Genomic DNA, 13,486 nt, shown 5'->3' with positions numbered 1-13,486 from the left:
CTACGTGCCTGCTTCCCCGCTCCCGCTCCTGCCGGCCGTCACGGCCGCAGCCCCGCTCGACCGCTCCCGGCACCTCCTGGGCTTCGCCTCCGAGGTGCTGCCCGACGAGGTCGAGGCACTCGCGGTCAGCCGGTTCCCGGGCGCGCACTGGGACGTCGCGCCCGAGGGGATCGACCTGATCTCGGCGCCGGGCCGGTGGGCGCGGCCGGGCGAGCCTGGCGTGCTGCGGCTGACGGCGAGCACGGTGCTGGTGGGCCCGTACGCGCCGCAGTTCACGGACGGCTTCGGCACGGGCCTGCCCGACCGGACGGCGTACGTGTTCGACGTGACGTGCGCGCGCGAGCGCGGGGAGCCCCCGTACCCGGGCGGCGGGGACCGTGACGGCCTGGGCCGCGCGTTCCCGGTGGGCCTGCCGACGGGGGAGGAGGGCGTCGTCGTCGACTGGCTGGTGGCTGCCGCCCGGCGTCTCGCGGGCGCGGTCCGGGTCGACCTGGGCGGGGCCGTGAGCCCGGACGTGACCCTCGTGCCGGACCCCGACGCGAACGTCGACCTGACGCTGTTCACGGACGTCTGGCTCGAGCCCGAGGCCGCCCAGACGTTGCTGCGGCAGGTGGAACCGGCGGCGCAGCTGGCGACGACGGGCGTCGAGTGGGAGGGGCCGCCGAAGATCGCCTACGACCCGGCGGCGCTCGGCATCGGCGAGCTCTCCGAGGAGCAGGTGCGCGCGCTCCAGCACGCGGCCGACGAGGTCGACATGGCGACCCTCCAGCAGCCCATGACGCTCGAGGGCTACGCGGTGGTCGTGGACCTGGGACCCGATGGCGTCGTCGCCGTCGAGGTCGGCGCGGAGCCGATCGTGCCGCTCGCGCTCGAGGGTCTGCCGTGGACGGCGGGCGGCGCGCTCGCCTACCACGTGCGCTGGGAGGCGCCCGACCTGGAGGCCTCGCAGCGCGAGGAGCCACCGCTGGCGCACGTGCTCTCCCGGACCCGTGCCCTCGGCGTGGTGGGGGAGATCGCGGCGGCGCTGCAGCACGCCGTCGGCGGAGAGGTCGCGGACGAGGACGGCTTCCTCGTGGGTGTCGCCGACCTGGAGCAGGACGCCGAGTAGCGCCCCTCCGAGCGGCGTGGTCGTCCGCCTGTCGGTGACGTCCGAATGGCATCCGTCAGGTGTCCGCTTGGTACGATCCTTGCGGTCCCCCGGTCGTTCGCGACCCCCGCCCCCGACAGGACGGAGCGGACGTGCTGCAGCTGCTCGTAGCCCATCTGCTGATGGTGCTGCTGGCGCCTGCGATCATCTCCTGGCTCGGCCGCCGAGGCTTCCTCGTGCTGGCCCTCGCCCCCGCGTCAGCGGCCGTCTACGCCCTTGCGTGCACCTCGCGCGTCATGCACGGCGACGTGCCGGTCCAGCACTGGCAGTGGATCCCGCAGCTCGGCCTGACGCTGACGTTCCGGCTCGACACGTTGTCCTGGCTCATGCTGCTGCTCGTGGGCGGCGTCGGGGCGCTCGTCCTGGTGTACTGCTCGGCGTACTTCGCGCCTTCCGCGCACGGCCTCAGACGGTTCGGTGCGACCCTCGTCGGGTTCGCCGGCTCGATGGTCGGGCTCGTCACGGCCGACGACATGCTCCTGCTGTTCGTGTTCTGGGAGCTCACGACCGTCGCGTCGTACCTGCTCATCGGCCACTACGCCGAACGCAAGGCGTCCCGGCGCGCCGCCATGCAGGCCATCATCATCACGACGGCGGGCGGGCTGGCCATGCTCGTCGGCGTCGTCATCCTCGGCGAGGCCGCCGGCACGTACTCGCTCTCGCAGGTGGTGGCGCACCCGCCGTCGGGCACGGCCGTGACGGCGGCGGTGGTCTGCCTGCTCGCGGGGGCCGCGACCAAGTCGGCCCTGATCCCGCTGCACTTCTGGCTCCCCGCGGCGATGGCCGCGCCGACCCCCGTGAGCGCGTACCTGCACGCCGCCGCGATGGTGAAGGCCGGCGTCTACCTGGTCGCGCGGTTCGCGCCCGCCTACGCCCACCTCGCCGTCTGGCAGACGATCGTCATCGTGCTCGGGTGCGGCACCCTCCTGCTGGGCGGGTACCGGGCGCTGCGCCAGCAGGACCTCAAGCTCGTCCTCGCGTTCGGGACCGTGAGCCAGCTCGGGCTCATCACGCTCCTCGTCGGGCTCGGGAGCCGCGCGACGGCGCTCGCGGGCATCGCGATGCTCGGCGCGCACGCCATGTTCAAGGCGTCGCTTTTCCTCGTGACCGGCGTGGTCGACGCCGCGACCGGGACGCGCGACCTGCGCCGCCTCACGGGCGTCGGCCGGAAGATGCCGGTCACGGCGCTCGCGGGCGGGCTCGCGACCGCGTCCATGATCGGGCTCCCGCCGTTCGCCGGGTACGTCGCCAAGGAGGCGGGCCTGGAGGCGCTGCTGCACCCGGCGGGCATCGTGCCCGGGTGGGTCGACGGGCTGGTGCTGGCGGCCGTCGTCGTCGGCTCGATGCTCACGGTCGCCTACGGGCTGCGGTTCTTCTGGGGCGCGTTCGCCACGAAGAACCTCGGTGCGGGGGCAGGTACGGAGGCGCTTCCCGACGCTGACGGCACCCCCGCCCAGCCGCCGATCGACCCGTCGACGCTCCACATTCAGTCGCCGTTCCTCACGGTGCCGCCGCTCGTGCTCGCGATGCTGGGGCTCGCCGCGGCCCTGGTCCCGCACCTGGGAACCGAACTGCTCGAGCCGTACGCCGAGACGCTGCCCGTGGGCGAGCGCGGCCACCTCGCACTCTGGGGCGGGTTCGGCCCGGCGCTCGGGCTGACCGTCCTGATCCTGGGCGTCGGCGTGCTCGCGTGGTGGCGACGGGTCCGGGTCGAGGGCTTCCAGGCCCGCGTGGGTGCCTGGTACCTGCGTCACCACCTCCCCGAGGCCGACGTCGTCTACCGGCGTTCCATGCGCAGGCTCGACGACGCGGCCGCGGACGTCACGTCCTTCACCCAGCGCGGCTCCCTGCCCTTCTACCTGGGCGTCATCGTCATCGTCATGGCCGCGTTCCCGGGCGTCGTCCTGGTCACGCACACGACCTGGCCGCAGGACCTGCGGGGCTGGGACACGCCGGCCCAGGCGGTCGCGGTCGCGGCGATCGGCGTCGCCGCGGTGCTGGCCGCCCGGTCGCGACGCCGGCTCAAGGCGGTGTTCCTCGCGGGCATCGCGGGCTACGGCAACGCCGTCCTGTTCATGCTGCACGGCGCCCCCGACCTCGCGCTCACGCAGGTGCTCGTGGAGACGGTGACGCTCGTCGTCATGGTGCTCGTGCTGCGCCGGCTGCCCCCCTACTTCTCGAACCGCCCGCTGGCCCGTAGCCGCTGGACGCGGCTCGCGATCGGCCTGGTCGCCGGGGTCACCGTGATGGCGTTCGCCGTCGTCGCCCCGAACGCGCGCATGGCGACGCCGGTCTCCGCGCAGTTCCCGGACGAGGCGTACTCCTACGGCGGCGGCAAGAACATCGTCAACGTGACCCTCGTGGACATCCGCGCCTGGGACACCATGGGCGAGATCTCCGTCCTCCTCGTCGCGGCCACCGGCGTCGCGTCGCTCGTGTTCCTGAGGCGGCGCGGCGGCGCGATCCTGCGCGCCGAGGACTCCGAGCGGGCGCGCGTCGGCGACGAGGCGCCCGGGGTCTGGTCGGGCGGCACGGACGAGGACGACCGTGGGGCCGCGCTGCGACGCCGGGGGACCGCGCCCGAGGCGTGGAACCGGATGCAGGTGTGGCTGCGGGCCAGCGCGACCCTCGCCCCGCGCCGCCGGTCCGTGATCTTCGAGGTCGTGGCCCGGCTGCTGTTCCACTCGATGATCGTCTACGCCGCGTTCCTGCTGTTCTCGGGGCACAACAACCCCGGAGGCGGGTTCGCGGCGGGGCTCGTCGTCGGGATCGCGCTCGTCGTGCGCTACCTCGCGGGCGGGCGGTACGAGCTCGGGGAGGCGGCGCCCGTCCAGCCCGGCGTGCTGCTGGGCACAGGCCTGTTCCTGTCCGTCGGCGTGGGCCTCGCCGCGATGCTCGCGGGCGGAGAGGTGCTGCAGTCGACGATCTTCGACCTGCACGTGCCCCTCGTCGGGGAGGTCCACCTCGTGACGTCGCTGTTCTTCGACATCGGGGTGTTCCTCGTCGTCGTCGGGCTGGTGCTCGACATCCTCCGGTCGCTCGGCGCCGAGATCGACCGGCACGCCGACCTCGAGCTCCGCGCGGTCAGGGAGGACGACTGATGCACGCCCTCGACACCACCCCCGCCGTCGTCCTCGTGCTCGCCATCGGCGTGCTCGTGACGACGGGCGTCTACCTGCTGCTCGAGCGCAGCCTCACGCGCGTGCTGATCGGCTTCATCCTGCTCGGCAACGGCGTCAACCTGCTGCTGCTCGTCGCGGGCGGCCGCGCCGGCGGCGCCCCGATCCTCGGGACCACGCCCCTGTGGCACATGAGCGACCCGCTCGTGCAGGCCATGATCCTCACCGCGATCGTCATCACGCTCGGCCTCACGGCGTTCGTCCTCGCCATGGCCTACCGGTCGTGGCAGCTCCACGGCCACGACGAGGTGCAGGACGACGTCGAGGACCGCCGCATCGCGCGGCTCGCCGCGAAGAACGAACCGAGCTTCGAGGACGCCGACGCCGTCGAGTCCGGCGAGACGCTCGACGACGAGGCCGCACGGACGCGCGACGAGACGGACGACGAGATCAGCAAGGACCGGACGGGCGGAGGGGAGGAACGATGACCGGACTCGCGGCCGCCGACCTCGTCCCGCTGCCCGTCATGCTGCCGCTCCTCGCGGCCGGCGTCGCGCTCGCGTTCGCGCGCCGCCCACGCGTCCAGCGCGTCGTGAGCGTCGTCGCGCTCGCGGGCGTGCTCGCCGTCGGGGTCGCGCTGCTGGTCCTGACGGACGACCGGACGCTCGTCGTCGACGTCGGGAACTGGGCCGCGCCGATCGGCATCGACCTGGTGGCCGACCGCCTGAGCGCGCTCATGGTGACGGTCTCGAGCTTCGTGCTGCTGTGCGTCCTCCTGTACTCGCTGGCGCAGGGTGTGAGCGAGGAGGCCGAGGAGGAGACGTCGAGCATCCCGGTCTCGATCTACCACCCGACGTACCTCGTCCTCGCGGCCGGCGTGTGCAACGCGTTCCTCGCGGGCGACCTGTTCAACCTGTACGTCGGGTTCGAGATCCTGCTCGCGGCGAGCTACGTGCTCCTCACGCTCGGAGGGACGGGCGAACGCATCCGCGCGGGCTCGATCTACGTCGTCGTCGCGCTGCTGTCCTCGATCGTCTTCCTGATCGCGATCGCCCTGACCTACGCGGCCACCGGGACGGTGAACCTGGCGCAGCTCTCGGAGCGCCTGCCCGACGTCGAACCCGGGACCAGGCTCGCGATCCAGCTCCTGCTCCTGCTCGCGTTCGGGATCAAGGCGGCGATGTTCCCGGTGTCGGCCTGGCTGCCGGACTCGTACCCGACGGCGCCCGCCCCGGTCACGGCCGTGTTCGCGGGCCTGCTGACCAAGGTCGGCGTGTACGCGATCCTGCGCACCCAGACCCTCCTGTTCCCCACCGACCCGCGCATCGACCAGGGGCTCATGTGGGTCGCGCTGCTGACGATGCTCGTGGGGATCCTCGGCGCGGTCGCCCAGGACGACATCAAACGTCTGCTGTCCTTCACGCTCGTCAGCCACATCGGCTACATGCTGTTCGGCATCGCGCTCGCGACCCAGCCGGGGACGGCCGCGGCGATCTTCTACGTCGTGCACCACATCACGGTGCAGACGGCGCTGTTCCTCGTCGTGGGGCTCGTCGAGCTCCGTGGCGGGTCGACGTCGCTCGACCGGCTCGGCGGCCTCGCGAAGCTCGCGCCGGGCCTGGCGATCCTGTTCTTCATCCCGGCGATGAATCTCGCCGGGATCCCGCCGCTCTCCGGGTTCCTCGGCAAGCTGGGGCTCGTCGAAGACGGCGTCCGCACAGGCGGGTTCCTCGCGTACACGCTGGTCGTGGGGTCCGTCGTGACGTCGCTGCTCACGCTCTACGCGATCGTCAAGGCATGGAACAAGGCGTTCTGGCAGGAGGCGCCGCAGGAGATCGCGACCGACGCGCGGGTGCCGCGCGGGATGGTCGTCCCGACCGGCGCGCTCGTGGCGTTCGGGCTCGCGCTCACCGTGTTCGCCGGCCCCCTGTACTCCTACGCGGACCGCGCCGCAGCCGCGCTGCGCGACGGCTCGTACGTCGAGGCCGTGTTCCCGGACGGACACGACCGCGGTGTCGGGGAGTCGAACGAGTCGACGCCCAAGGCCGGCGCCCCGACCGGCTCCGCGAACGCCGTCGACAGCGGGGAGGGCACGCCGTGAGCCTGCACGTCCGCCGCCGGACGACGTGGCGGGAGCGGCTGCGCCACCAGTGGTCCGCGATCCTCTGGCTCGCCCTCGTCTGGGTGCTGCTCTGGGGGTCCTTCACCTGGGGCAACGTGCTCGCGGGCCTGCTGCTCGGGGTGCTCGTCGTCGTGCTGCTGCCGCTCCCGCAGCTGCCGTTCCACGGGCACGTGCGACCGCTGCGCGTGCTCGCCCTGCTCGTGCGGTTCGGCGCCGACCTGTTCGTCGCCTCCTTCCAGGTCGCCTGGCAGGCGATCCGGCCCGGGCGCCAGCCGCGCGGCGCCGTCGTCGGGGTGCGGCTGCGCAACCCCAGCGACATCTACCTCACGGTGACCGCGGAGCTCAGCTCGCTCGTGCCCGGCTCGCTCGTCGTCGAGGTGCACCGGCTCACCGGCATGCTCTACCTGCACGTCCTCGACCTCGAGGCCTACGGCGGCGTCGACAAGGTGCGCGCCGACGTGCTCGCGCTCGAGGCGCGCGTCCTGCGGGCGCTCGCGTCCGACGCCGAGCTCGAGGCCGCGGGCCTCGCGACGCGGGGAGGGGGTGCGGCGTGACCGTCGTCTTCGTCATCACGATCGCGCTGCTCACGGTGGCCGCGGGCTGCGCGATCTACCGCGCCGAGCGAGGACCGTCGATGCTCGACCGGACCGTCGCGCTCGACGTGTTCACCACGACGATCGTCGGCGCGATCGCGCTCGAGGCCGCGTACTCGCGGCGCGCCACGACCATCCCGATCCTCGTCGTCATGTCGCTCGTCGCGTTCGTCGGGTCGGTGACGGTCGCACGGTTCGCGGCCGTCGAACGCGAGGAGGAGGGCCGGATCGAGCTTCCACCCGCACTCGGTGACGTGGACGGCGACGAGCAGGTCGCCGCTGACGCCGACGCCGTCGAGCGGGCGGAGGGAGGGGAGCGATGAGCATCGACTGGATCGGTGTCGCGGACGTCGTCGCCGCGATCTGCATGCTGCTCGGCGCGTTCCTCGCGTTCGCCGCCGGAATCGGGATCGTGCGGTTCCCCGACCTCCTCGCCCGGATGCACGCGGCGACCAAGCCGCAGGTGCTGGGACTCGTCCTCATGCTCGTCGGCGTCGGGCTGCGGGTGCACGTGTGGTCCGTCGTCGGGATGCTCGTGCTCGTCGTCGTGTTTCAGCTCCTCACCGCGCCGGTCGCCGCGCACATGGTGGGGCGGGCCGGGTTCCGGACGGGCAAGGTCGTGCACGACGACCTCGTCGTCGACGACCTCACCGCCGACCAGGAGGCCGCGCTCGCCGAGGAGGACGAGTCGGAGGCCGCCCAGGAGGACCGGCCGCCGTCGGACGCGTCCGGGTAGCGCGACCTCGACGACGGCCCCCTCACCCGGACGGGTGAGGGGGCCGTCGCCGTCGGCACGCGGGTCAGCGGGTCACACGCACCGCCTTCCCCGTGACCGTCGCCGGCCCGTACCGGGTGTCACCCTGGTAGGTCGCGGTGACCTTCCAGGTGCCCTTCGTGAGCTTCGGCAGCGTGACCGCCACGTGCCCCTTCGAGAGCGTCCGCGTCGCGGTCCAGGTGGTCTTGCCCTTCTTCAGCGTGACCGTGACCTTGCCGGTGGGACCGGGGAGCCCGCGCACCGCCGGGGAGACGGTGACCCGGGCGCTGCCCTTGGCCCTGCTCGTCGGGGCCTTGGTCACCGAGACCGTGGCCTTCGGGGCCGCCTTGCGCACCGTGACCCGGAGGGACGCGTGCGACGCCTTGTGATAGGCGTCGCCCCCGTACACCAGGGTGAGGGTCCGCGTGCCGGGCGGCAGCGAGCCCACGGCGAGCGTGACCGTGCCCTTGCCGCCCCGGAGCTGGGTCCAGCCGAGCTCCTTCGAGCCGGACCGCACGAGCACCTCGCCCGTCGGGGTGGTCGAGCCACCCTTGACGGCGACGCGGACGGTCCCGTTCTTCCCGTAGGTCCACGTGGCCGCCGTCCCGGTGACCGTCGTCGTGGCGGGCGTGGTGCTCGTCGGCCGCGTCACGGTCAGCACGAACGACCGGTCGGACGGTGCGTGCGTCGTGTCCCCGAGGTACTGGGCGGAGATCGCGTACGTCCCGGCGACGGGCGTCCGGTACGGCACGCAGCTCGCCTTCCCGGCCGTGACGGTCGCGTCGCACAACGGCTCCTCGCCGTTGACGAAGGTGACCGTGCCCGTCGCGCCGGCGGGGCTGACCGTGGCCGTGAGCGTGAGCTCCTGGCCCGCCTTGACCGTCACGTTGGACGCCTTGACGGACGTGGGCGTCCGCTCCGGCGTCGTCTGCGCGACGACCTTGACGGCCCTCTGCACCTGGGCGACGTTCCCGTTGGCGTCCGACACGCTGTAGAGCAGCGTGTACGTCCCGGGCTCGGTGGTGTCGACCGTGCCCGTGACCTTGAGAGCCGCGGTCACGTCGCCGTCCGTGTCGTCCTTCGCGGTGACGCCGGCGAGCGGGTCGAACGCGTCACCCTCGTGGACGCTCGACGACGACGGCAGCGTGATCACGGGCGCGGTCACGTCGGTGCCGGCCGCGCTCGCGACGAAGAACCCGCCGAACTGGTCGAGCTCACCGAGGTCGTCGCCTGCTGCGTCGGTGCTGCTCGCCGTCCAGGCGTACGCCTGTCCGGCGGTCAGGCCCGACCACGTGACCGACACCGGGAAGCCGGACTTCCCGGTCGCGGTGCCGATCACGGTGTCGGTCGGGGTGACGACCGCCAGGCCGTCCGTCGCGAACGACGTCGTGCGGGTCGTCAGGTCGACGGGCACCGTGAAGTTGTCCTCGGACCCGTCGTACCGGACCGGCGTCTTCGTGTCGTAGGTGTGGGTCCCGAACTCGTCGAAGAACGGCGAGAACGAGTCCACCGACATGGTGCTCTTCTTGGTGTCGAACTGGAGCAGCCGCAGGAAGCTCGCCCCGAACCGGAGCTTGTCGCCCGGCTTGTGGTCGATCACACCGTCGCCGTCCACGTCGATGTTGCCGCTCGCGTCGACGACGCACGTCGGGCAGTTCTCGGCCGTGAAGATCTTGCTGGCGGGTTGCTGGTACTCCTGGTAGTCGGCGAGCAGCTCGACGACCTTGTGCTGCACCTGGGGTCCGGCGACGGTCACGAGGTTCGTGCCGACGCCGTGGATGTGCCCCGCGAGCACGAGGAACACGTTGGGGTTGGCCGTGACCACCTTCTTGTAGAGCGGTGCGCCGTCGTCGCCCGTGTAGGCCGCGTCGCGGCCGTCCTCGTTCGGGGACGCGTTCAGGTAGGAGTGCGTGATGAGGATGCCGTTGCGGTCCTTGTAGCGCTGGAAGACGGAGTTGGCCCAGTCGGCCTCCTCGTCGGTCACGCCGTAGGACAGGCCGACCGCGACGAAGTCGAGGCCGCCCGCCGAGAACAGCACGTAGCTGTCCTGGCTGTCCTCGCCCTGCTTCGCGGTCGTACCGTCCGCGTTCGTGGTCTCGTCCTTGGTGTGGAACGAGGCGCCGGCCGGCCAGTCCTTCGCCTGGTCGTAGAAGCCCGACGCCGAGAACGCCTGCGAGAAGAGCGAGTCCGGTCCGGTCTGCTGGCCGTTGTTGTCGTCGTGGTTGCCCGCGATGACCTGCGCGGGGACACCCGAGCCGGAGAACGAGTCGATCACGCCGGACGCGAACGCGTTCTCCTTGGTGATCTCGTCGAGCTGGGTCGGGTAGACGAGCGTGCCGTCCGGGTTCTTCGCGTACGGGTCGACGACGTCCGAGTTGATCATGTCGCCCGTCATGGCGGCGTACGCGATCTTCCTGGACTTCGCGTTCGCCATGGTCCACTTCGCCGCGTCGCGGTACGCCGTGGCCCAGACGGCCTGCTCCTCCGCCGTCTCGACGCCCGACGACGTCTGGTACTCGGGGCTGGTCGGCATCTTGCCGGAACCGCCCGCCGCGCCTTCCGCGATGAACTGCGGGTCGGTCCAGTGCACGAACGAGAAGTCGTAGTCGTCGGGGTTCTCGAAGTGGTCCGCCGTGCCGGCCGCCGAGGCGTCGCGCGCGGACAGGTCGTCCGCGAACGGGTCCTGGGCGAGCACGAGGACGTGCACGACGTCGCCGTCGACCTCGGACGGTGTCACGTCGCCCTCGAGCGCCGTGGCGCCGTCCGAGGCGCCGCGTGCAGTCGCGATCTCCTTCCACGACGACGACGCGGTGTCCCACACGCGCAGGCTGACGCTGCGCTCGGGGTCGACCAGGCCCGACCAGCGGACGTGGCGGTCGTCGTCGTAGGCCGGGACCTTGACCTCGAAGCGCTGGAACGGCATGCCCTCGTGGCTCGAGGGGCTCGCCGCCGTCTTCCCGTCCTCGGCCTGCTGGCCGGTGACGGTGCCCGCGTCGTCGTAGGTGAAGTCGAGGGCGGACGGCACGACGGGCACGGTGCCCTGGACGCCGCCGGACGCGATGCTGGCCTGCGCCTCCTTGAACGTGGTGGTGACCTTGCCGCCGTCGGGCGCGTTCGCGACCGCCGAGAGCGTCACCTTTCCGCCACCTTGGCCGGTGTCGGTGCCACCGCCGGTCGGGATCGCCGAGGAGGTGAACGGCACGGTCCAGGACAGCGGGTGCCCGTACACGTCCGTGGCCGTGACCGCGAGCGTGTGCGAGCCGGCCGCGAGGCCCGCGCCGACACGTTCGCCCGGCCGGACCCCGACGCCGTCGATCGTGTAGACCCAGCCCGTCGCCGCGCCCTGGTCCTTGATCTTCACCTCGAGGTCGACCGGCTTGGTGAGCTTCTGCCCGGCCGCGGGCACGGTCGACGTGAGCGCCACGTCGGTCTGCCGCGCCCCGAAGGCGTCGAGGCTGAGCTGGGCGGCCTGGGCTGCCGTGAGCGGCGTGCTCCAGATGCGGGCCGCCGAGATCGTCGAAGCGGACTGCGACTCGATGCCGCCGCTGCTGGAGGTGTCGGCGCCGATCCCGTAGTTCTGGGACTTGGTGCCGTTCGGTGCGCCCGGTGCGCCGGTCTGGTCGGCCTGGGCGGCGAGCGAGCCGTTCACGTAGAGCCTGATCGTCGACCCGTCGTAGACCTGCACGACGTCGTACCAGACACCGGCCTGGATCGGCGCCGTCAGCGCGTGGTAGGCCCCCGCCACGTAGAAGTCGGCCTGGACGCTCGTGCCGTTCACGATGATGGCGAACCCGCCCGTGTTCTCGCCCGAGCAGGTCTTGTTGCCCGCTGCGGTGGGCAGGGTCCCGTCGAAGCGGAACACGCACTCGGCCGAGTAGGTGCTCGTCAGCTGTGGCGTCGAGCCGCCGTCCCACGCGTCCTGCAGCGGGTACAGGACGCCGTCCTTGGCCCCGTCGAACGACGCGACCGACTTGCCGAGCGCGACGTCCGTCGCGACCACCGGGTTGCCGGTGACGTCGGGCGTGCGGCCCGCCGCGTGGTCGGTGTAGGTGCCGTCGGACAGGTCGACGTCGAGGACGTCCCCCTTCGGGGCCTTCGAGACGGGCGTCGCGACGGAGTCGGCGAGGTCACCGATCTGCGTCGCGGTGAGCGCGGAGTCCCAGATCCGCTCGGACGCGACCGTCACCTCGGCCCAGCTCTCCATGGACGCGCCACCCGAGCTCTGGTCCGCTCCCACCCCCAGGAACTTGGCGCCCGACGGTCCGGTCGCGGTACCGGTCTGAGCCGTGGCCTTGACGAGCTTCCCGTCCACGTAGAGCCGGATCGACGAGCCGTCGTACTGGGCGACGACGTCGTGCCAGGTGCCGGACGTCGCGGCCGTGCTGATGGTGCGGTAGGCGCCGTCGACGTAGAACTGGGCGCTGAGCGAGGAGCCCTTCACGTAGACCGACATGCCACCCCCGTTCTCGCCGCCGCAGATCTTGTGCGCGGCGCTGACCGGCAGGGCGGCGTCGAACCGGAACGTGCACTCGACGGTGTACGCCTTCGTGAGGTTCGGGACGTGACGCGAGTCCCACGCGTCGTCGGCCGCGAAGTCGTAGCCGTCGTCGACGCCGTCGAAGGACGCGACGACCCGGTTGAGGTCCTTGTCGACCGTGAGCCGCGGGTCACCGAAGCGCAGCGCCTGGCGGCTCTGCGCGTGGTCGACGGGCGAGCCGGCCGTGAAGTCGACGTCGAGGACGTCGGCCGCGGGGACGCCGTCGGGCACGGTGGGCGTGACGACCACGGGCGGGGGCGCGGTCGCGCCGGTGCCGGGCGTGGTGAGCCACTGGGACCTGCCGTCGAGCGCGGCGACCTGGTCGGCGTCGAGCGCGGCGCTGAAGATCCGTGTCGCGGCGACGGTGACGGGACTCTGGCGCTGGGCCGACGGGCCGGTCGTGACGTCACCGCCGATCACGAAGCCCCGCGCGGTCACGCTCGGGGCACCCACGGTCCCGGGGTAGCTCCCTGAGCCGGCGAGCTCGCCGTCGACGTACAGCTTGAGCGACGTGCCGTCGTACGTCCCGACGACGTGGTACCAGGTGCCCTTCGTCAGGGCCGGCGAGGTCACCGTCTTGTAGGCACCGTCGACGTAGGCGGACCAGACGAGCTCAGACTTCCCGCTGGGGACGTAGAAGGCGTAGCCGCCGCCCTCGCGGCCCGCGCACACGTCGTTCTCGGCGCCGTCGGCGCTCGCCGGGCTGGCAGGCAGGTCGCCGTCGAACCGGAAGTCGCACTCGATCGACACCGAGGTGGTGAGGTTGGGCGACGCGGAGGTGTCCCAGGCGTCCGCCAGGTCGTACCAGTACGCGTCGATGCCGCCGTCGAAGGACGGGACGACGCGGTCGAGGGTCGGGTCGAGCGCGATTGTCGGCCTGCCGACGGTGTGGGCCTCCCGTGCGGCCGCGTGGTCGGTGGGGGTGCCGTCGGCGAAGTCGACGTCGAGGACGTCGGCGGTCGGTGGGGTGGTCGGGGTGGTCGAGGTGGTCGCGGGTGGGTTGTCGCTCGCGACGGCGGCGGCTACGGAGGCACCGATGATCGTGGTGCCCGCCATCGCCAGCCCGGCGATCGTGGCGGCGAGCCGCCGCCACGATCGAGCCACGGGTCGTGATGTCACGCCTGCTCCTTGGTCGGTCGGATGACGCATTGCGACCCGAGACCATCGGTTCGCGACGAACTCCGCCTTGCGTCCGGGCCGCCGGCAGCCGAGTG

8 protein-coding genes are annotated in these 13,486 nt (G+C 72.2%); 7 read left to right on the top strand and 1 reads right to left on the bottom strand.

Going from position 1 to position 13,486, the window contains the following annotated elements:
- The first annotated feature begins 4 nt into the window (after positions 1-4).
- The 7 genes from KDY119_RS16295 (at position 5) to mnhG (ending at position 7,717) form a co-directional block, all read left to right on the top strand.
- Positions 5-1,108 (top strand): hypothetical protein, encoded by a 1,104-nt coding sequence (locus tag KDY119_RS16295; RefSeq protein WP_036948893.1) that lies wholly within the window; start codon positions 5-7, stop codon positions 1,106-1,108.
- Positions 1,109-1,239: 131 nt separating this feature from the next.
- On the top strand, positions 1,240-4,248 hold the full coding sequence (locus tag KDY119_RS16290) for a Na+/H+ antiporter subunit A (protein WP_036947549.1): 3,009 nt from the start codon (positions 1,240-1,242) through the stop codon (positions 4,246-4,248).
- Positions 4,248-4,754 (top strand): Na(+)/H(+) antiporter subunit C, encoded by a 507-nt coding sequence (locus KDY119_RS16285; RefSeq protein WP_036947548.1) that lies wholly within the window; start codon positions 4,248-4,250, stop codon positions 4,752-4,754. Before KDY119_RS16290 ends, KDY119_RS16285 begins: the two co-directional genes overlap by 1 nt.
- Entirely contained in the window at positions 4,751-6,367 is a 1,617-nt protein-coding gene (locus KDY119_RS16280; protein WP_036947547.1) for a Na+/H+ antiporter subunit D, read from the top strand. Before KDY119_RS16285 ends, KDY119_RS16280 begins: the two co-directional genes overlap by 4 nt.
- A complete protein-coding gene (locus KDY119_RS16275) occupies positions 6,364-6,942 on the top strand; it encodes a Na+/H+ antiporter subunit E (protein WP_036947546.1) in 579 nt (192 codons plus the stop codon). The genes KDY119_RS16280 and KDY119_RS16275 overlap by 4 nt, the downstream gene beginning before the upstream one ends.
- Entirely contained in the window at positions 6,939-7,304 is a 366-nt protein-coding gene (locus KDY119_RS16270) for a monovalent cation/H+ antiporter complex subunit F (protein WP_083890677.1), read from the top strand. The genes KDY119_RS16275 and KDY119_RS16270 overlap by 4 nt, the downstream gene beginning before the upstream one ends.
- Positions 7,301-7,717, top strand: a complete 417-nt coding sequence (gene mnhG, locus KDY119_RS16265) for a monovalent cation/H(+) antiporter subunit G (RefSeq protein WP_036947545.1) — start codon at positions 7,301-7,303, stop codon at positions 7,715-7,717. The genes KDY119_RS16270 and mnhG overlap by 4 nt, the downstream gene beginning before the upstream one ends.
- A gap of 64 nt (positions 7,718-7,781) precedes the next feature.
- Here the strand turns inward: mnhG and KDY119_RS16260 are convergent, their stop codons facing one another.
- Complete coding sequence (locus KDY119_RS16260) at positions 7,782-13,391, bottom strand: LamG-like jellyroll fold domain-containing protein (protein ID WP_148284038.1); 5,610 nt, start codon at positions 13,389-13,391, stop codon at positions 7,782-7,784.
- Between the last annotated feature and the right edge of the window lie 95 nt (positions 13,392-13,486).

It is taken from the genome of Luteimicrobium xylanilyticum, assembly GCF_009429125.1.
GTDB lineage: Bacteria > Actinomycetota > Actinomycetes > Actinomycetales > Cellulomonadaceae > Luteimicrobium > Luteimicrobium xylanilyticum.
The sequence above is the reverse complement of the archived record's forward strand: the minus strand, read 5'-3'. Positions and strand labels throughout refer to the sequence as shown.